The 18,522-nt window shown below is 66.8% G+C and carries 13 protein-coding genes and 1 pseudogene; 2 read left to right on the forward strand and 12 right to left on the reverse strand.

Features of this window, described 5'->3' with window-relative positions:
• Positions 1-10 precede the first annotated feature (10 nt).
• From OG395_RS17360 to ngcE, 9 genes are all read right to left on the reverse strand, one after another.
• Positions 11-1,522, reverse strand: a complete 1,512-nt coding sequence (locus tag OG395_RS17360; protein ID WP_327243774.1) for an amino acid permease — start codon at positions 1,520-1,522, stop codon at positions 11-13.
• A 173-nt stretch (positions 1,523-1,695) separates the two neighbouring features.
• The gene (dxs, locus tag OG395_RS17365) at positions 1,696-3,624 is read right to left on the reverse strand and encodes a 1-deoxy-D-xylulose-5-phosphate synthase (RefSeq protein WP_327243775.1); all 1,929 of its coding nucleotides are present in this window, start codon (positions 3,622-3,624) and stop codon (positions 1,696-1,698) included.
• A gap of 175 nt (positions 3,625-3,799) precedes the next feature.
• Positions 3,800-5,098 (reverse strand): sugar ABC transporter permease, encoded by a 1,299-nt coding sequence (locus tag OG395_RS17370; protein WP_327243776.1) that lies wholly within the window; start codon positions 5,096-5,098, stop codon positions 3,800-3,802.
• A complete protein-coding gene (locus OG395_RS17375; protein ID WP_030979331.1) occupies positions 5,095-5,883 on the reverse strand; it encodes an ATP-binding cassette domain-containing protein in 789 nt (262 codons plus the stop codon). The genes OG395_RS17370 and OG395_RS17375 overlap by 4 nt, the downstream gene beginning before the upstream one ends.
• Before the next feature lie 230 nt (positions 5,884-6,113).
• Positions 6,114-7,181, reverse strand: a complete 1,068-nt coding sequence (locus OG395_RS17380; protein WP_383373737.1) for a sugar ABC transporter substrate-binding protein — start codon at positions 7,179-7,181, stop codon at positions 6,114-6,116.
• Between the two features lie 123 nt (positions 7,182-7,304).
• The gene (locus tag OG395_RS17385; RefSeq protein ID WP_327243777.1) at positions 7,305-8,504 is read right to left on the reverse strand and encodes an ROK family transcriptional regulator; all 1,200 of its coding nucleotides are present in this window, start codon (positions 8,502-8,504) and stop codon (positions 7,305-7,307) included.
• Positions 8,505-8,705: 201 nt separating this feature from the next.
• Positions 8,706-9,623: a carbohydrate ABC transporter permease gene (locus tag OG395_RS17390; protein ID WP_327243778.1), complete on the reverse strand. Its 918-nt coding sequence runs from the start codon at positions 9,621-9,623 to the stop codon at positions 8,706-8,708.
• Entirely contained in the window at positions 9,623-10,546 is a 924-nt protein-coding gene (locus tag OG395_RS17395) for a carbohydrate ABC transporter permease (protein ID WP_266980285.1), read from the reverse strand. Before OG395_RS17395 ends, OG395_RS17390 begins: the two co-directional genes overlap by 1 nt.
• Before the next feature lie 50 nt (positions 10,547-10,596).
• A complete protein-coding gene (gene ngcE / locus OG395_RS17400) occupies positions 10,597-12,045 on the reverse strand; it encodes an N-acetylglucosamine/diacetylchitobiose ABC transporter substrate-binding protein (RefSeq protein WP_327243779.1) in 1,449 nt (482 codons plus the stop codon).
• 503 nt (positions 12,046-12,548) lie between these two features.
• On the opposite strand from ngcE, the gene OG395_RS17405 reads away from it, so the two are divergent.
• Positions 12,549-16,397: a GH92 family glycosyl hydrolase gene (locus OG395_RS17405; RefSeq protein ID WP_327243780.1), complete on the forward strand. Its 3,849-nt coding sequence runs from the start codon at positions 12,549-12,551 to the stop codon at positions 16,395-16,397.
• 53 nt (positions 16,398-16,450) lie between these two features.
• Here the strand turns inward: OG395_RS17405 and OG395_RS17410 are convergent.
• Both OG395_RS17410 and OG395_RS17415 read right to left on the reverse strand, forming a co-directional pair.
• Positions 16,451-16,711, reverse strand: a pseudogene (locus OG395_RS17410) (cellulose binding domain-containing protein); the annotation flags it as partial.
• Between the two features lie 113 nt (positions 16,712-16,824).
• Positions 16,825-17,136, reverse strand: a complete 312-nt coding sequence (locus OG395_RS17415) for a cupin domain-containing protein (protein ID WP_327243781.1) — start codon at positions 17,134-17,136, stop codon at positions 16,825-16,827.
• Between the two features lie 179 nt (positions 17,137-17,315).
• Between OG395_RS17415 and OG395_RS17420 the strand changes: the two genes are divergently transcribed.
• The gene (locus OG395_RS17420) at positions 17,316-17,783 is read left to right on the forward strand and encodes a hypothetical protein (RefSeq protein WP_327243782.1); all 468 of its coding nucleotides are present in this window, start codon (positions 17,316-17,318) and stop codon (positions 17,781-17,783) included.
• Between the two features lie 15 nt (positions 17,784-17,798).
• Here OG395_RS17420 and OG395_RS17425 read toward each other — a convergent pair whose 3' ends face one another.
• Positions 17,799-18,443, reverse strand: a complete 645-nt coding sequence (locus OG395_RS17425) for a histidine phosphatase family protein (RefSeq protein WP_327249369.1) — start codon at positions 18,441-18,443, stop codon at positions 17,799-17,801.
• Between the last annotated feature and the right edge of the window lie 79 nt (positions 18,444-18,522).

Here is an 18,522-nt window from a genome sequence, read left to right on the forward strand (position 1 = left end):
TCCACGTGAACTATGGCCGGCTGACGGGCTGGTTGATCCGGCTGTGACTGCGTCCGTACGTGAAGTAGATGATCACGCCGATGGCCATCCAGATGGCGAACCGGAGCCACGTCTCGGCCGGCAGATTGAGCATCAGCCACACCGACGCGGCCACCGAGAGGATCGGGAGCACCGGCACCCACGGGGTGCGGAACGCGCGGTGCAGATCGGGGCGGGTACGGCGCAGCACCACGACTCCCAGGGCGACGACGACGAACGCGAAGAGCGTGCCGATGTTCACCAGTGTCGCCAGCTCGTTGATGCTGGTGAAGCCCGCGACGATCGCGATGATCACGCCGAGCAGGATGGTCGGGCGGTACGGGGTGCCGAACTTCGGGTGCGTCTTGGAGAAGAACCGCGGAAGCAGCCCGTCGCGGCTCATCGCGAAGAACACCCGGGTCTGACCCAGCAGCAGGATCATGCACACCGTCGTCAGGCCGACGGCCGCGCCGAAGCTGATGAACCCCGCGTAGACAGGATGGCCGAGGGCCTTGAAGGCATCGGCCAGGGGGGCGCTCACCGACAGTTCGGTGTAGTGCTCCATGCCGGTGACCACCAGCGATACGGCGACGTAGAGCACCGTGCAGATGAAAAGCGAAGCGAGGATGCCGCGTGGCATGTCTCGCTGCGGGAGCTTGGTCTCCTCGGCGGCCGTCGCGACGACGTCGAAGCCGATAAAGGCGAAGAAGACGACGGAGGCTGCGGTGAAGATGCCCATGACGCCGAAGTTCGTGGGCGCGTAACCGAAGATCAGCTGGATCAGCGGCGCGGTCAGTCCGGAGCCGGCCGGCTGCGGCTGCGCCGGCGGGATGAAGGGCGAGTAGTTGGCGGCCTTGATGAAGAAGAGCCCCGCGATGATCACGATCATGACAACGGCCAGCTTGATGGCGACCACGACCGTCGTGACCCGGGCGGAGAGCTTCATGCCGAGCACCAGGATGACGGTCAGGACGACCACCAGGACGAAGGCCAGAACATCGAAGCCGAATCCTGGTGCCGCATCCGGCCCGGAGAGCACGTCGGGCATGTGCCAGCCGACGTTGTCCATCAGCGAGCGGACGTAGCCGGACCATCCGACCGCCACCACCGCCGTGCCCAGGGCGAACTCCAGCACCAGGTCCCAGCCGATGATCCAGGCGACCAGCTCGCCGAGCGAGGCGTACGAGAAGGTGTAGGCGGACCCCGCGACCGGCACGGTGGAGGCGAACTCGGCGTAACAGAGCGCGGCCAGGGCGCAGACGATGCCCGCGGCCACGAAGGCGAGGGACGTGGCGGGTCCCGCGGTCTCCTTCGCCACCTTGCCGGTGAGGACGAAGATGCCGGTGCCGATGATGACACCCACCCCGAAGACCGTGAGGTCCAGGGCGGAGAGTGACTTCTTGAGCCCGTGCTCCGGTTCCTCGGTATCGAGGATGGACTGCTCGACCGTCTTGGTCCGGAACAGTCCGCCCTTCCTGGGTGGTGTGTCCTGCTGGGCAGTCACCGGCGTACCTCCACGCACTCGTCGTGTACGCCATGATTGGGACCTTATCGGTCGCGGGAGGCTCCGCACCGGGCGATTTCACGCAGATGGGCCGGTCGAACCACCCGTACAGGGTGGCCGACCGGCCCATCTGCCGTATCGCTCGCCGGTCGCGGGGACCGTGCTCGAACGGGTCAGTCGCGCGCGGGTTCGATCACGGAGCGGCTGTCGGCGCCGCTGTCGAAGCGGCCGTCCAGCTTGGCGACGAGCCCGGTCACCTGACGGGCGATGTCCGGCGCGGTCAGCCCGATCTCGGCCATGACCTCCTTGCGGGAGGCGTGGTCGAGGAAGCGCGGCGGGATACCGAAGTCGCGCAGCGGTACGTCGACTCCGGCGTCGCGCAGCGCCTGGGCGACGGCGGAGCCGACACCGCCGGCCCGGCTGTTGTCCTCGACGGTGACGACGACGCGGTGCTGCTCGGCGAGCGGCGCCATGGCCTCGTCGACGGGCTTGACCCAGCGCGGGTCGACGACCGTCGTCGTGATGCCCTGGGCGTCCAGCAGATCGGCGATCTCCAGGCACATCGGGGCGAGCGCGCCGACCGAGATCAGGACGACGTCCGGGCGGGCCGTGTCGGCCCTGCGGAGCACGTCCATGCCACCGACCTTGCCGACGGCCTTGACGGACGGGCCGACGGCACCCTTGGAGAAGCGGACCACGGTCGGGGCGTCGTCGACCTCGACGGCCTCGCGCAGCTGGGCGCGGACCTGGTCGGCGTCGCGCGGAGCCGCGATCCGCAGGCCCGGCACGCACTGCAGGATCGACATGTCCCACATGCCGTTGTGCGAGGCACCGTCGGTGCCGGTGATACCCGCCCGGTCCAGGACGAACGTGACGCCGCACTTGTGCAGCGCAACATCCATCAGGACCTGGTCGAAGGCCCGGTTGAGGAACGTGGCGTACACCGCGAAGACGGGGTGCAGTCCGCCGGTGGCGAGGCCCGCCGCGGAGACCGCGCCGTGCTGCTCGGCAATGCCGACGTCGTAGATCCGGTCCGGGAATTCCTTCTCGAATTTGGTGAGGCCGACCGGCTGGAGCATGGCCGCGGTGATCGCGACGATGTCCTTGCGCTCCTTGCCGAGCTTGACCATCTCCTCGCCGAAGACGGACGTCCAGTCGAGGCCGGAGGTGGCGATGGGGAGGCCGGTGTCGGGGTGGATCTTGCCGACGGCGTGGAAGCGGTCGGCCTCGTCGAGGAGGGCGGGGGTGTAGCCGCGGCCCTTCTCGGTGAGGCAGTGCACGATGACCGGGCCGCCGAAGCGCTTGGCCCGCTGCAGCGCGGACTCCAGGGCTTCGATGTCGTGACCGTCGATCGGGCCGACGTACTTCAGACCGAGGTCCTCGAACATGCCCTGCGGGGCGATGAAGTCCTTCAGCCCCTTCTTGGCGCCGTGCAGCGTCTCGTACAGCGGCTTCCCGACGACGGGGGTGCGCTCCAGGATGTCCTTGCCGCGGGCCAGGAAGCGCTCGTAGCCGTCCGTGGTGCGCAGGGTGGCGAGGTGGTTGGCGAGGCCGCCGATGGTCGGGGCGTAGGAGCGCTCGTTGTCGTTGACGACGATGACGAGCGGGCGGTCCTTGGCGGCGGCGATGTTGTTCAGCGCCTCCCAGGCCATACCGCCGGTGAGAGCGCCGTCACCGATGACCGCGACGACATGGTCGTCCTTCTTCAGTACCTCGTTGGCCTTGGCGAGTCCGTCGGCCCAGCCGAGGACGGTGGAGGCGTGCGAGTTCTCGATGATGTCGTGCTCGGACTCGGCGCGCGAGGGGTAACCGGACAGGCCTCCCTTGCTCTTGAGCTTCGTGAAGTCCTGGCGACCGGTGAGCAGTTTGTGCACATAGCTCTGGTGGCCGGTGTCGAAGAGCACCTTGTCCTTCGGCGAATCGAAGACCCGGTGCAGGGCGATGGTCAGCTCGACCACACCCAGGTTGGGGCCGAGGTGGCCACCGGTCTTGGAAACGGCGTCGACGAGGAAGGTCCGGATCTCTTCGGCGAGCTGGTCCAGCTGCTCGGGAGTGAGCCGGTCCAGGTCACGCGGTCCACCGATGCGGGTCAGCAGAGCCACCCGTGCCTCCTTGCGTTTGAGCTGGTCGAGCGTACCGATCCGCTGAGTCTAATGTTCCGTCCGGGGCCCCGGTCATCGGGCGGTGTTTTCAGGTGCGGATCGGTGCGTGCGTACATACGTACACGCAGGTGCCCGGCACCACGAAGGGTGCCGGGCACAGGCGCGGGTTCCGCGGTCAGGCGCGGCCCGCGGTCTTCTGGGTCTTGCGCGAGACCGAGTCGATGATCACGGCGATGAGGAGTACTCCACCAGTGATCATGTACTGGATCGCGTTCGACGACAGGTTCATCTGGTTGAGGCCCTGGACGATCGACTGGATGACCAGGATGCCCAGCAGCGCGGACCAGACCTTGCCGCGTCCGCCGAACAGGGACGTACCGCCGATGACGGCTGCGGCGATGCACATCATGAGCTGGTTGCCGCCACCGAGCGAACGGTCGGCGCCGCCGGTCGCGGAGGCCAGGAAGAGACCGCCGACCGCACCGAGCGTGCCGGAGATCATGAACACCGAGATGCGGATCCAGGACACGTTGATACCGGCACGACGCGCTGCCTCGATGCCACCGCCGACCGCGAAGATCTGACGGCCGTAGGTGGTGCGGCGCAGAACGAAGTCGGTGATGACCAGGATCGCGAGGAAGATCACCAGGGAGAGCGGGAGGCCCTGCTCCTGGTTGAACGCGTACGCAGCGAGGAGGCACAGGACGGCGATCAGCACGGTGCGCAGGATGATCTCGCTCTGCGGGCGGTGCGGCAGCTCTGCGGCCTTGCGGCGGCTCGAGTCGCGCAGCTGCGCGAGGTAGAAGGCGACGATCACGACCACGGCGAGACCGTAGGCGGCGGCGACGTCGGCGAAGTAGTAGCTGGTCAGGTCGCGGACGAAGCTGCCGAGCGGGGTGGTGATGGTGGACTTGTCGCCCATCACCCAGGTCTGCAGACCGGCCCAGCCCAGGAAGCCTGCCAGCGTCACGACGAACGCGGGCACGCCGATCTTGGCGAAGACGATGCCGTGGAAGGCGCCGATGACCGTGCCGGACAGGATGCCGACCACGATGGCGAGGGAGTCGGGCATGTCCGTGCCGAGCACGGCCCACACCGAACCCGCGAGACCCGCGACGGAACCGACCGCGAGGTCGATCTCGCCGAGCAGCAGTACGAAGACGATGCCCACGGCCATGATGCCGGGGCCCGCCGCGTACAGCGTGATCTGGTCGAGGTTGTACGAGGTGAGGAAGTTGCCGGTCTCGACCTGGAAGACGATCCCGATGACGATCAGGCCCACCACGACAGGCAGCGAGCCGATCTCGCCCGAGCGCACCTTGCGCTTGAACTCGGTCCAGTAGCCCTTGAAGCCCTGCTCACGGATGAGCAGGCGGGGGTCGACGACCTTGACTGCGCCGGCCGCTGCTACGGGAGCCTCGGTGGCCTTTGCCTGGGCCGGGACCTCGGCCGAAGTCTTGCTGATCTTGCTCACTTGGATGCCTCCGCGCTGCGGGACTTGCGACGGGTCACGGCGTTGTCCGTGGCGCCCGTGATCGCGGCGATGATTTCTTCGTGGCTGGTCGTCGCCACAGGGAAGATGCCGTTGTTGTGGCCGAGTCGCAGCACGGCGACCTTGTCGGCGACAGCCTTCACATCGGCCATGTTGTGGCTGATGAGGATGACGCCGAGGTTCTGCTCGCGCAGCCGCTCCACCAGGTCGAGGACCTGTGCGGTCTGCTCGACGCCGAGGGCCGCGGTGGGCTCGTCCAGGATCACGATCTTGGGGTTGCCGACCAGGGCACGGGCGATAGCCACGACCTGGCGCTGGCCGCCGGAGAGCGCGGCAACCGGGATACGGACGCTGGGGATACGGATGGAGAGCGTGGACAGGAGGTCCTGTGCCCGCTTCTCCATGGCGACCTCGTCGAGGACGCCACCCTTCTTGATCTCGCGACCGAGGAAGAGGTTGGCGACGACATCCAGGTTGTCGCAGAGCGCAAGGTCCTGGTAGACGGTGGCGACGCCGAGGTTCTGGGCGTCGTGCGGACGGTTGATGTCCACCTTCGCGCCCTCCCACTCGATGACGCCCTCATCGATGGGGTGCACGCCGGCGATCGTCTTGACCAGCGTGGACTTTCCTGCACCGTTGTCGCCGACCAGGGCGACCACTTCTCCGGCGTGGACTTCGAGATCGACACCGGAGAGGACCTGGACCGCTCCGAATCGCTTGAAGACTCCACGCAACGCCAGCACGGGCGTCTGTGACACGTGAACCATCTCCTTCGCCGCCTGACCGGCGGGGATGTGCCGCCTGACCGGCGGAGACGCCGCGCCACGAGGGGCGGCGTCGATGTACTGGAAGTACTGGGGGAAGAATGTCCGGCCCCGGCCGGCAGCGGGGTGTGGGCCGGCCGGGGCCGGACAGTCATGGGGCGGGCGGACTCCGCCGTGCGGCGCGGATCAAACCCGTACGCGCCAGGGCCTGTTGGCCCTGGCGCGAGGAGGGACTACTTGATGCCCAGTGCGGTGCACTTGGCGGCGATGTCCTTGACGCAGATCGCGGAGGCCTGGTAGATGCCGTCCTTGACCACGGTGGACTCGATGTTGTCCTTGTTCACCACGGTCGGCTCGAGCAGCGTGGAGGGAACGCCGTCCGTCTTGCCCGAGGCGCCGATGTCCTTGCCCTGGAGCAGGTTGACAGCGAACTGGGCGGCCGTCGGGGCGAGCTGCTTCGGCGACTTGTAGATCGTGAAGGTCTGCGTACCGGCGATGATCCGCTGGATACCGGGGAGCTCGGCGTCCTGGCCACCCACCGGGATGTCCTTGATGCCGGCGTTGCTCAGGGACGTGATGATGCCGCCCGCCATGCCGTCGTTGGCGGAGTAGACCGCGTTGATCTTGCCCTTGCCGACCGAGGAGATCGCGGCGGTCATCTTCTCGCCGGCGATCTTCGGGTCCCACTCGCCGGACGCCTCGTAGGCAATCTTGATCTTGCCGTCGAGGGCCTCGTGAGCACCCTTCTTGAACAGGCCGGCGTTCGGGTCCTTCTCGTCACCGTTGATCATGACGAGGTTGGAGCCGGCCGCCTTGGAGCCGAGGGCGTCGAGGACGGCCTGGCCCTGGAGCTTGCCGATCTTCTCGTTGTCGTGGCTGACGTAGGCGTCGGCACCGACGATGGCGCGGTCGTACGCGACGACCTTGACGCCCTTCTTGTGTGCGTCGGCAACCCACGCGGCGGACTTCTCGGCGTCGACCGAGGAGATCGCGATGACCTTGATGCCGTCGGCTATCTGCTGCTCGAACTGCTGCTTCTGCTGGCCGACATCACCGGCCGCGTTGTTGTAGACAACCTCGCAGTCCGCGCAGTCCTTCTTGACCGCTTCGATGAACAGCGGCTTGTCCAGCGTCTCGTAGCGAGCGGTCTTGTTCTCCGGGAGCAGCAGACCGATCTTGGTCTTGCTGCCCGAGTCCGCCGAGCCCTTCTTGTCGTCGCCCGCCTTGCCACAGGCTGCGAGGGAGACGGCCATCGAAACTGCGGCCGTGCCTATGACGATGCGTCGCGTCATTGCGTTCATTGCGGGTGTGCCTCCCTGACGAGGCCGCAGCGTTGCGGCCGAGGTGGCTGGAAGTCAACTCGGCCGCGACGTCAGCGTCAAGGAGTAAATTCTTAACGAGATGACAACGGTGCCATTCGTTATCTAAGTGAAGGCAGGTGTGGCCGCCGGCAGAGTGCTCTCCAAAAGGGTCGAATCCCCCATTTCACTCAGTACGAGAGCCAGCGCACCGAGCACCTCCGCCCGGCCGCCGAGGGCCCCCGGAAGGACCGAGAGCTGCCGGGCGGCGCTGGGGATGGCGTAGCGCGACACCGAGTCGCGGATCGGCCCGAGCACCAGCTCCCCCGCCTCGGCGAGGGAGCCGCCGAGGACCACCCGGCTGGGGTTGAGCAGGTTGCACAGGTTGGCGACGCCGCTGCCGATGTGCCGCCCGACGTCGCCGATCACCCGGCGGCAGCCCGGATCGCCCTCCCGGGCCAGCTGGACCACCCGCTCCATCGTGAGATCGGGCCCGTGGCTGGGCTGGAGCAGGGGCAGGACGTACCGCGCGGCCGTGAAGGTCTCCAGGCATCCGCGGTTGCCGCAGCGGCAGACAGGACCCGATTCGTCGAGCGTGATGTGGCCGATCTCGCCGGCCGTGCCGCCCGGCCCCCGGTAGATGTTCCCGTCGATCACCAGACCGGCGCCGACACCGCTTGCGACCTTGATGTACGCGAGGTCCTTGACCCCCCGGCCGCTCCCCCAGACCAGCTCTCCCAGCGCCCCGAGGTTGGCGTCGTTGTCGACGTACACCGGCACGCCGAGCCGTGCCGCGAGTTCCTCGCTCGGGTTGATGCCCGTCCAGCCCGGCAGGATCGACGTGGAGCCCAGCGTGCCGGACTCCACATCGATCGGACCGGGAACGCCGAGGCCCACTCCGATCACCTTGTCCGGGCCGATCCCGGTCGTCTCGATCAGCCTCTTGACCAGCTGTTCCGCCCGGCCGAAGCCCTCCGCCGATGAGGCGTCCACGTCCAGCGGCTCGGACTCCTCGGCGAGCACCTGGTGGGCAAGGTTGCCGACCGCCACCCGCAGATGCGTATGTCCGAAGTCGACGCCGATCACGATGCCCGCGTCACCGCTCAGGGAGACGCTGCGGGCCCGGCGGCCGCCCGCCGAGGTGGGGGTCACCTCGACCGTGCCGCCGTCCTTCAGTTCGCGAACGATATTGGAGACCGTGGCCGCGGAGAGGCCGGTGCTTCTGGCGATCTCCGCCTGGGTGAGCGAACCCGCCATACGTACGGCACGCACGACCCGCTCAAGGTTGGCGCGATGCAGAGATGTCTGCGACCCCGGAGTCTCCATCGACTCTCTCACTCCTACCGTTTTCTCTAACATGTGAACTCTAAGCTGAGCGTTTTGGGGCACTCCCCGTCAAGACCTTGAGCAGTCCGAGCCTCGGATGAGCGGACAGACCCCGCTGGGCGGACACGAAGAACGGACGAACCGCCCGTCGGCACAGGGCCGACGGACGGTTCGTCCGTCCATGCGGTGTTCGGCGGGCCGCTACTTCACGGCTCCCGCGGTCAGGCCCGCGACGACCTGACGCTGGAAGATGATGTAGGCCGCGAGGACCGGCAGCATCGCCATCACCAGACCGGCGAAGAGGCCGGACCAGTCACCCTTGTATCCCTGACTGGTGGCCAGTTCGACCAGGCCCTGGGAGAGCACCCGGTGATCCGGTTCGGTGTTCAGCACCGTCGGCAGCATGTACTGGTTCCACTGCCCCAGGAAGTTGAAGATACCGACGCTGATCAGGCCGGGCTTCGCCATCGGCAGCATGACCTGGAAGAACGTCCGGGTGTGCGACGCCCCGTCGAGCATCGCCGCTTCCGCCACCGAGGTCGGCAGCGTCCGGAAGAACGAGGTGAGGAAGAAGACGGTGAAGGGCAGCGAATACGCGATGTAGACCAGGATCAGTCCGTGCACCGTGTTCAGCAGTCCCATGTTGTTCATCACGAAGAACAGCGGGACCAGCGCCAGGATGATCGGGAAGCTCATCCCGCCGATGAAGAGGAAGTACAGGAAGCGGTTCCCCGGGAAGTCGAACCGCGCCAGTACGTACGCCGCCATGGAACCGAGCAGCAGCGTGCCGATGAGCGAGCCGCCGACCACGACGATCGTGTTGAAGAAGTAATCGCTCATGTGCGCCTGGCTCCAGGCGCGCGACCAGTTCTCGAAGTGCAGCTTGTCGGGCAGCGCCCACGGCGTCGACAGGATCGAGTCGTCCGTCTTGAAGGACGCCATCACCGCCCAGAGCAGCGGCAGGACGACCAGGATCGCCCAGATGATCAGCACACCGTGCGAGAAGACGTTGAGGACGGAGCCCTCGCTGCTCTTCTCCTTCTTGCCGCCGGGCACGGTCACCGTCGACACGGGCACGCGGTCCGCCGCAGGCGCGGGAGGGGTGTCAGTGGTCTTCATCAGAACTCCAGCCGCTCGCGCCGGCCCAGTCGCATCACGATGGCCGCGAAGGCCATGGTGACGATGAGCAGTCCGACACCGATCGTTGTTGCGTATCCTGCCTGGCCGTCACGGAAGGCCGTCTGGTACACGTACAGCGGCAGGACCGTGGTCGAGTAGTCGGGACCACCGGGACCCACGGTCATGACCTGTACGGCCGTGAACGCCTCCACGCCGAGCGCCAGAATTCCCATGTAGACCCAGCCCGACTGCACCGTGTCCCAGAGCAGCGGCAGGGTGATCCGGAAGAACGTCGTGATGCGGTTGGCGCCGTCGAGGAGCGCCGCCTCGTAGAAGTCCTTCGGAATGGACGCCATTCCGGCGGAGAACAGGACGACGAAGAATCCGACCGTCGACCAGATCAGCACCGACATGACGCAGATGAGCGCGAGGCTCGGATCGCCCAGCCAGTCCGGCTGGATGGAGCCGAGACCGATGCCCTTCAGGGTCGAATTCAGCATCCCGTCACTGGGGTTGAACGCGAACTGGAAGAGCAGGGCGACGATCACGATCGAGAGCACCTGCGGGAAGAAATAGGCGATCTTGTAGAAGCCCGAGCCCCGCACGCCGGCGACCGTGGCGTTCTTCCGCCGCCGGCCGCCGACATTGAGCATGAAGGCGAAGAAAAGCGCGAGGCCCAGCGTCACCAGCGGCAGCAGCAGCACAAGCAACACGCTGTGCTGCAAGGACTTCCAGAAAATGTCGTCCTTCAGCATCCTGGTGTAGTTGTCGAAGCCGACCATCTTGAAGTCCGGGCTCAGACCGGTCCAGTCCGTGAAGGAATAGTAGATGGACTGGATGAACGGCCAAATGACGAAGACCGCGTACAACGCCAGTGGGGCTGCCAAGAACCCCACAATGAACCGGTACTTGCCGTGCTGCATCGTTTACCGACCCCGATCTTTCCGCGGGTGCCGCCGCTGGTGACGGTTGCTCACTGGTGCTTGTAGTGCTTGATGGACTGGTCCTTGGCCGCCGCGTCCGCGAAGGCCTGGATCTTCTTGATGGCCTCGGCCGGGGTCGCGCGGCCCGCCATCATCTCGCCGATGCCGGCGACGCCGATCTGCTCCTTCTGGAGCTTCACGTACCAGTCCTGCAGGCGCGGGTTCACCACGTTGTCGCCGGCCTTCTTCAGCGCGTCGACACCGGCCTGCATGGCCGTGGACAGGGTCAGACCGTCGGTGCCACCGTTGAAGGCGCTGAGGGACTTGACCTGCTTGGTGAAGTTCTTCGAGGACTCCTCGGAGAGCATGATGCGCAGCTGCTCCATGCCGCCCTCGGGGTTCTTCGCCTTGGCCGGGACGACGAAGGGCTCACCGCCGGAGGCCCAGATGGTGCCGAACGGCATCTTGTCGGACGCGTCCAGGCTGGACGGCGCCGAGACCATCATCTTGAAGTCCTTGGGCGTGGTGGGCGCCGCCTCGTTCTCCACCCACGAACCGTTCGGGATGAAGAGCGCCTTGCCCTTGGTCCACGCGGTCTGCGACTGGATGTGGGTCATGCCCGGGGTGCCCTTGAGGATGTACCCCTTCTTGTACAGCTCGTAGTACGCCTCGAACGCCGCCTTGACCGCGGGGTCCTTCCAGGCGTTCGGCTCCAGGTTGTCGATCTTGTCGAGAACCTCCCGGCCACCGATCTTGGCGATGAACGGGTAGAGCGAGAACGGCAGGTAGTAGGGGTACTTACCGGCGTACGTCCAGCCGGCGATGCCCTTCTTCTTCGCCTTCTCGCAGAGGGCGAGCATGTCGTCCCAGTTCTCGGGGTACTGCGCGTCGAGGTTGTCCAGCGCGGTCTGCGAGTACCAGACACCGTAGACCGTGTACGCGTAGTACATGATCCAGACCGGGTCGCCGTCGAACTGGCCCATCTCCAGGACACCGGGGCGCAGCGTGTCGCGGACCTTCTTGCTCGGGTCGTCGATGGACGGGGCGTCCATCAGCGGCGTCAGGTCGAGCAGCTGCTTCTTGCCGACGAGGACACCCATGTCCATCTGCTCGGCGCCCGAGTTGTCGATCAGGTCCGGCGGGGTACCACCGTTGAAGCGCGGCTGCAGCTGCGACTGGATCTTCTGGGTCGCGGTGTGCTTGACCTTCGGGGCCTTCGGGAAGGCCGCGTTGTACTTCTTCTCCGCGTCGATCGCGTACTGCTGACCGAAACCGCCATCGAAGATGACGACGTCGAGGGCAGCGGTCTCATTGACGCCGAGCGGGTTCTTGGCGCTCGTCTTGCCCTTCTTGACCGAGTCGTCGGTGCCGCTGTCGCTACTCGCACACGCCGACAGGAAGCTCATTGTCGGAACGGTGATCAGACCGAGTGCGGCAGACCGCTTGATCACGTCGCGACGGCCAAGGCCCTCATTCGTGTGGCCGGAGGTGGATCCCATGCTCAAGTCCTCGCCTTCTCCAGGACTCAGGCGGTGTGTACCGGTCGCCCGTCGAAATTCGCCTCAGGCGAAGGGCCCCGCCACCGCGGTCAGTTGCGCTTGGGTCATGCTGATTTTGCAGGCTAGCCGGATGCAGTGGGGGATTCGGGAGATCGAGCGGCGGATGCACCTCGTGGCATCCCCTCGACCGTTCCCCCGGCCCCCCTTGTCAGCCCGCACGGAAAACGGCGGGGCAGACGCCGACAGGTATAGTCCACTTGCGGCCAACTGAGCAAGATCGAATGCAGCTTTGAGCGGCAGTCTTTCCCGAGTTGAGACCTCGCGGATACATGGGCCCCGTGCGCCCTCGTCCGGGTGTAACGATTTCCGCAATACGGTCGATTCGCCCGGCCGTTCGTGCCCAACACCCTTGACACATCCCGCCACTTGGCTCCCTACTGGATCCTGCGCATCACCCTGACAACGTTGTCCAACGCGCACTTCCTCGGGAGGAATGGCTCGGCATGCAGCCCCGACACGGTTCTCGCAAGAGACAAAGCCGCACAGCCGCACTCATTGCGGCTTCACTGGTCCTGGTCGTGACCGCCCCGACGGCGGCCGCCGCCCAGTCGGCACATTCCCTCGAAAGGGGTGAAAGGCCCACAGCAGACCAGACGTTCACCTCCTCGTTCGAGGCAGACGAAAAGCAGCCGGACTGGCGCAATACCGTGGAGGAGGGGCTTGACGGGACGAAGCGGTCGTCGGGCATCGATGGCGGCTTCTCATCCGGAATACCGGGCAATGTCACCGATAAGGTCACAGATGTCCGCGCCAGTGCCGATTACACCGGCGGCGGTGAGGTGAAGGAGAACCTCGTCGACGGGGAGTCCAGCACCAAGTGGCTGGCCTTCGAGCCCACCGCCTGGCTGGAGTTCGATCTCGCCGAACCGGTCAAGGTCGTGACCTACGCACTCACCTCGGCCAATGACGCCGCCGAGCGCGACCCGAAGAACTGGACACTCCAGGGCTCCGCCGACGGCAAGACGTGGAAGGACCTCGACTCCCGGACCGACCAGTCCTTCAGCGAGCGCTTCCAGACGAAGTCGTACGACATCACGGCCGACACGGCCTACCAGCACTTCCGCCTGGACATCACGAAGAACAACGGCGCCTCCAACATCACCCAGCTCGCCGACGTCCAGTTCTCCGACGGCAACACCAGCACGCCGGCGCCCGACGAGATGCGCAGCCAGATCGACCGCGGCCCGTCGGGCTCCCCGACGGCCAAGGCCGGCGCGGGCTTCACGGGCAAGAAGGCTCTGCGCTACGCGGGCACGCACAAGGCGGACGGACGGGCGTACTCGTACAACAAGATCTTCGACGTCGACACGGCCGTCACCCGGGACACCGAGCTCTCCTACCTCGTCTTCCCGCAGATGGGCGAGACGGACCTCTCGTACCCGGCCACGCATGTGGCGGTCGACCTCGCGTTCACCGACGGCACGTACCTGAGCGATCTGGGTGCCACCGACAGCCACGGCGGTCCGCTGACCCCGCAGGGCCAGGCCGACGCCAAGCGGCTGTACGTCAACCAGTGGAACAAGGTCGCCTCGCGCATCGGCACGGTCGCGGCCGGGAAGACCGTCGACCGGATCCTGGTGGCGTACGACTCCCCCAAGGGCCCGGCGAAGTTCCAGGGCTGGATCGACGACATCAAGCTCGCCCCGAAGGCCCCGGAGAAGCGCCGGGCTCACCTGTCCGACTACGCGTCGACGGTACGGGGCACCAACTCCAGCGGCGGCTTCTCGCGTGGAAACAACTTCCCCGCCACCGCCGTCCCGAACGGCTTCAACTTCTGGACGCCGGTCACCAACGCCGCTTCGACGAGCTGGCTGTACGACTACCAGCGCGCCAACAACGACGACAACCTGCCCACTCTCCAGGCGTTCAGCGCGAGCCATGAGCCGAGCCCGTGGATGGGCGACCGGCAGACGTTCCAGCTGATGCCGTCGGTGGCCAAGGACACCCCGAACGCCTCCCGCACGGCGCGCGCGTTGCCGTTCAAGCACGAGAACGAGACGGCGAAGCCGCACTACTACGGAGTGACGTTCGAGAACGGCCTCAAGGCCGAGATGACGCCGACCGACCACGCGGCGCGGATGCGGTTCACGTATCCCGGTGACGACGCGTCCGTCGTCTTCGACAACATCTCCAACGACGGCGGACTCACTCTCGACCCGGGGACCAGCTCCTTCACCGGCTTCTCCGACGTGAAGAGCGGCCTCTCCACCGGCGCCACCCGGCTCTTCGTCTACGGCGTCTTCGACGCCCCGGTCACGGCGAGCGGCAAGCTCAAGGGCGGCGGCGGTGACGACGTGACGGGCTACCTCCGCTTCGACGCCGGCAAGGACCGTACGGTCAACCTCCGTCTGGCCACCTCGCTGATCAGCATCGACCAGGCGAAGCAGAACCTCGCCGCCGAGATCCCCGCGTCCCGCTCCTTCGGCAGCGTCGAGGACCGGGCGCAGCAGGCCTGGGACGACATCCTGGGAAGGGTGGAGGTCGAGGGCGCGAACGCCGACCAGTTGACGACGCTCTACTCCAGCATGTACCGCCTGTACCTCTACCCGAACTCGGGCTTCGAGCAGGTCGACGGCAAGGACCGGTACGCCAGCCCGTTCTCGCCGCAGATCGGCTCCGACACGCCCACCCACACGGGTGCGAAGATCGTCGACGGCAAGGTGTACGTCAACAACGGCTTCTGGGACACGTACCGGACGACGTGGCCCGCGTACTCCTTCCTCACGCCGAAGAAGGCCGGCGAGATGGTCGACGGCTTCGTCCAGCAGTACAAGGACGGCGGCTGGATCTCCCGCTGGTCCTCCCCCGGCTATGCCGACCTGATGACCGGCACCTCGTCGGACGTCGCGTTCGCGGACGCGTACGTCAAGGGCGTGAAGTTCGACGGTGAGGCGGCGTACGAGGCGGCCCTGAAGAACGCCACCGTGGTCCCGCCGATGTCGGGTGTCGGCCGGAAGGGGATGGCGACGTCCCCGTTCGCGGGTTACGCGAACACGTCGACGCACGAGGGTCTGTCCTGGTCGCTGGAGGGCTACCTCAACGACTACGGCCTCGCGCAGATGGGCCAGGCGCTCTACAAGAAGACGAAGAAGGAGCGGTACAAGGAGGAGTCCGAGTACTTCCTGAACCGGGCCCGCAATTATGTCGAGCTGTTCGACTCCAAGGCGGGCTTCTTCCAGGGCAAGGACGCCAAGGGTGACTGGCGCGTCGCCTCCGACAGGTACGACCCGCGGATCTGGGGCTACGACTACACGGAGACGAACGGCTGGGGCTACGCGTTCACAGCCCCGCAGGACAGCCGCGGTCTGGCCAACCTGTACGGCGGCCGCGACGGCCTGGCGAAGAAGCTCGACACGTACTTCTCCACGCCGGAGACGGCCGGTCCCGAATTCGTCGGCTCGTACGGCGGTGTCATCCACGAGATGACGGAGGCCCGTGACGTACGGATGGGCATGTACGGCCACAGCAACCAGGTCGCGCACCACGTCACGTACATGTACGACGCGGCGTCGCAGCCCTGGAAGACCCAGGAGAAGGTCCGCGAGGTCCTCGGCCGCCTCTACACGGGCAGTGAGATAGGGCAGGGCTACCACGGCGACGAGGACAACGGCGAGCAGTCGGCCTGGTACCTCTTCTCCTCGCTCGGCTTCTACCCCCTGGTGATGGGCAGTGGCGAGTACGCCATCGGCTCGCCGCTCTTCACGAAGACCACCGTCCACCTGGAGAACGGCCACGACCTCGTGATCAAGGCCCCGAAGAACAGCGCGAAGAACATCTACGTGCAGGGCCTGAAGGTCAACGGCAAGAAGTGGACGTCCACGTCGCTGCCGCACGAGGTGCTCGCCAAGGGCGGCGTCCTGGAGTTCGACATGGGCGCCAAGCCGTCGGCGTGGGGCACGGGCAAGAACGCGGCCCCGACGTCGATCACCCAGGACGACAAGGTGCCGTCGCCGAAGAAGGACGTCCTGAAGGGCGAAGGCGCGCTGTTCGACAACACGTCGGCCACGACGGCGACGGTGACCGGCGCGGTGGAGCTCCCGGTCGGGTCGGCGACGAAGGCGGTCCAGTACACGCTGACCTCGGGCGCCGCGGCGAAGGCGCCGACGGGCTGGGTCCTGCAGGGCTCGACGGACGGCACGACGTGGAAGGACCTCGACAAGCGGTCCGGGCAGTCGTTCGCGTGGGACAAGCAGACCCGGGTGTTCTCGGTGGGCACGGCGGGAACGTACGCGCACTACCGCCTGGTGCCGGACGGTGAGGGGACGCTGGCGGAGGTGGAGCTGATCTCCTGACCTCTCCACTCCTGTGAACGGCCGGTACCTCGGTTGAGGTACCGGCCGTTCGTTCATCCCACCGTGCAGACGAACTCGGTCGTCGGATCGGGCTCGCCGCCCGAGGAGACGTATCCGAAGGTCGAGGACTCACCCGGATCGAGCGATCCGTTCCAGTCCGCGTTGTGGACCATCACGTCCTGTCCCTGGACGGTCGTTGCACCGTTCCAGAGACTGTCAACGCGCCGGCCGTCCGGCTGCGTCCAGCCGACCATCCAGCCGAGCATCGGCACATCGCCGGTGTCGGTGACGGTCACCTCCGACCGGTAGCCGCCGCGCGCAGACTGATCCGCCACCGGAACCGTCGCTCCGGCAGCGGATCCCCCAGGAAGACGGATCCCGAAGAGGTACGAGGACGGCATCCTCGGCCCGGCCATGGCGCTCCGGCTCAGGACGACACGGCCGCAGCCGATGTCCCCTTGAGCTCGATCTCGACGAAGGCCAGCCAGGCACTGCCGGTATTGACGACATCGTGCTCACCACCGGCCGGGCGGGCGTACGACTCACCGGCCCGCAGCTGCGACTCGGTCACCGACCCGTCGGGCGCGAAGGCACTGATGACACCGTCGACGACCGGCACGACCACATAGTCGTACGCATGGACATGGTGGCCGGTACGCGTCCCGGGCTCGAAGTCCCAGCGGGTGACCCGCACCCGGTCGTCCTCGTACTGCACGCTCGGGCGCGCGGTTGCCGTCATCTACCTGCTCCTCGCCGTTGGTTCATACTCGTTCTCCGGGCCGCGAAAGCCCACGTCACAGGCTTGATCGCTGTGTCGTACCAGCCGAATATACGTGCCGCCACGAGCGCCGAACCGGCGCGCCGGGATCCGACAGGAGGGTCTGTTCAGGGGGCCCGCCCCTCTCCTACGCTGCCGCGATGAGCTGGATAACGGTCGTCAGCACGGTCGCAGGCGCGGTCATCGCCCTCAGCTCGGCGCTGGTCATCGAACGTCGCCGGGATCTGCGGGAGACCAGGCGGGAGTGGCGGACGAGCCGACGGGACCTGTACAGCGCCTACTTGTCCGCTCTGGCCAAGGCGCGCAGTGAGCTCTGGTCGATCGCGCGGGACAGGTCCCGGTCCGCGGAGGAGCGCTCCCGGTCCGCCCGCGCCTGCTTCACGGACTGCTACGAACTGCGCTATCAGTTCGAGGTCTTCGCGCCACGAGCAGTCGTCGAACCTGCGCTTCGGTACTTCCGACGGGTCCGTGACCTGCGCGACGCGGTCGCCGACGGTCTCCTCCACGGAATGCCGGAGTACGAGCACCATGCCGCCCAGGTGCTGGAGGCGCTGACCCGGGTGCGGGACGCGATGCGTGCCGACATGGGGACGGACGCGATGGACTGAAGGGCGTGGACGTGCTCAGGCCTGCTCGGGCGACTCCGGGACGGCGGCGTGGAAGAGACTCTCGGGCAGGGCCAGGTTCAGGGCGGTGATGACGGGCTGCCCATGCTCGGTGCCGAGCCGCGAGACGGCCCCCGTGACGAGCTGGAACATGGCACCCCCGGCTGGAGCCAGCCTCAGATAGCGGGCGGTGAGCACGCGCAGGAAGTGGGAGTGCGCAACGAGAACGATGTCCGCGTCCCCCACCTGTTCGGCGGCCGAACGGACCTCGGTGAGCACGCGGTCGGCGCGCTTGCCCACCTCAGCCGGCGTCTCCCCGGGGTGCGCCTCGGGGCCGGGGGTGACGCCATCGGTCCACAGGTTCCACGAGGGCCGGCTCCGGTGGATCTCGACGGTGGTCACACCCTCGTAGCCGCCGTAGTCCCACTCGCGCAGGTCAGGTGTGACACGGGGCGAGTCAAGGCCGGCGAGCTCGGCGGTGCGCCGGGCGCGCAGGGCCGGGCTGACCAGGGTGAGCCCGATCTTCCGGTCGGCGATCAGCGGCACGAGAGCACGGGCCTGACGCTCGCCGAGGTCGGTCAGGGGCAGATCGGTGTGGCTCGTGTGCCGACCGTTCCGGGACCACTCGGTCTCGCCGTGCCGGATAAGGATCAACTCGCCCATGGGTGCCATCCGCTCTCTGTACTGTCCGCGCCGCGTGTTTCGAAGGTTGCAAACCCGCTGATCCACGATCGCATTCCGG

The sequence above is a fragment of the Streptomyces sp. NBC_01320 genome, assembly GCF_035974375.1.
Classification (GTDB): domain Bacteria; phylum Actinomycetota; class Actinomycetes; order Streptomycetales; family Streptomycetaceae; genus Streptomyces; species Streptomyces yanii.

Coding starts and splice junctions, on each gene's coding strand:
- OG395_RS17375 (WP_030979331.1), bottom strand. CDS start 5,883: ATGGTTCACGTGTCACAGACGCCCGTGCTGGCGTTGCGTGGAGTCTTC.
- OG395_RS17380 (WP_383373737.1), bottom strand. CDS start 7,181: ATGAACGCAATGACGCGACGCATCGTCATAGGCACGGCCGCAGTTTCG.
- OG395_RS17385 (WP_327243777.1), bottom strand. CDS start 8,504: ATGGAGACTCCGGGGTCGCAGACATCTCTGCATCGCGCCAACCTTGAG.
- OG395_RS17390 (WP_327243778.1), bottom strand. CDS start 9,623: ATGAAGACCACTGACACCCCTCCCGCGCCTGCGGCGGACCGCGTGCCC.
- OG395_RS17395 (WP_266980285.1), bottom strand. CDS start 10,546: ATGCAGCACGGCAAGTACCGGTTCATTGTGGGGTTCTTGGCAGCCCCA.
- ngcE (WP_327243779.1), bottom strand. CDS start 12,045: ATGGGATCCACCTCCGGCCACACGAATGAGGGCCTTGGCCGTCGCGAC.
- OG395_RS17405 (WP_327243780.1), top strand. CDS start 12,549: ATGCAGCCCCGACACGGTTCTCGCAAGAGACAAAGCCGCACAGCCGCA.
- OG395_RS17415 (WP_327243781.1), bottom strand. CDS start 17,136: ATGACGGCAACCGCGCGCCCGAGCGTGCAGTACGAGGACGACCGGGTG.
- OG395_RS17420 (WP_327243782.1), top strand. CDS start 17,316: ATGAGCTGGATAACGGTCGTCAGCACGGTCGCAGGCGCGGTCATCGCC.
- OG395_RS17425 (WP_327249369.1), bottom strand. CDS start 18,443: ATGGGCGAGTTGATCCTTATCCGGCACGGCGAGACCGAGTGGTCCCGG.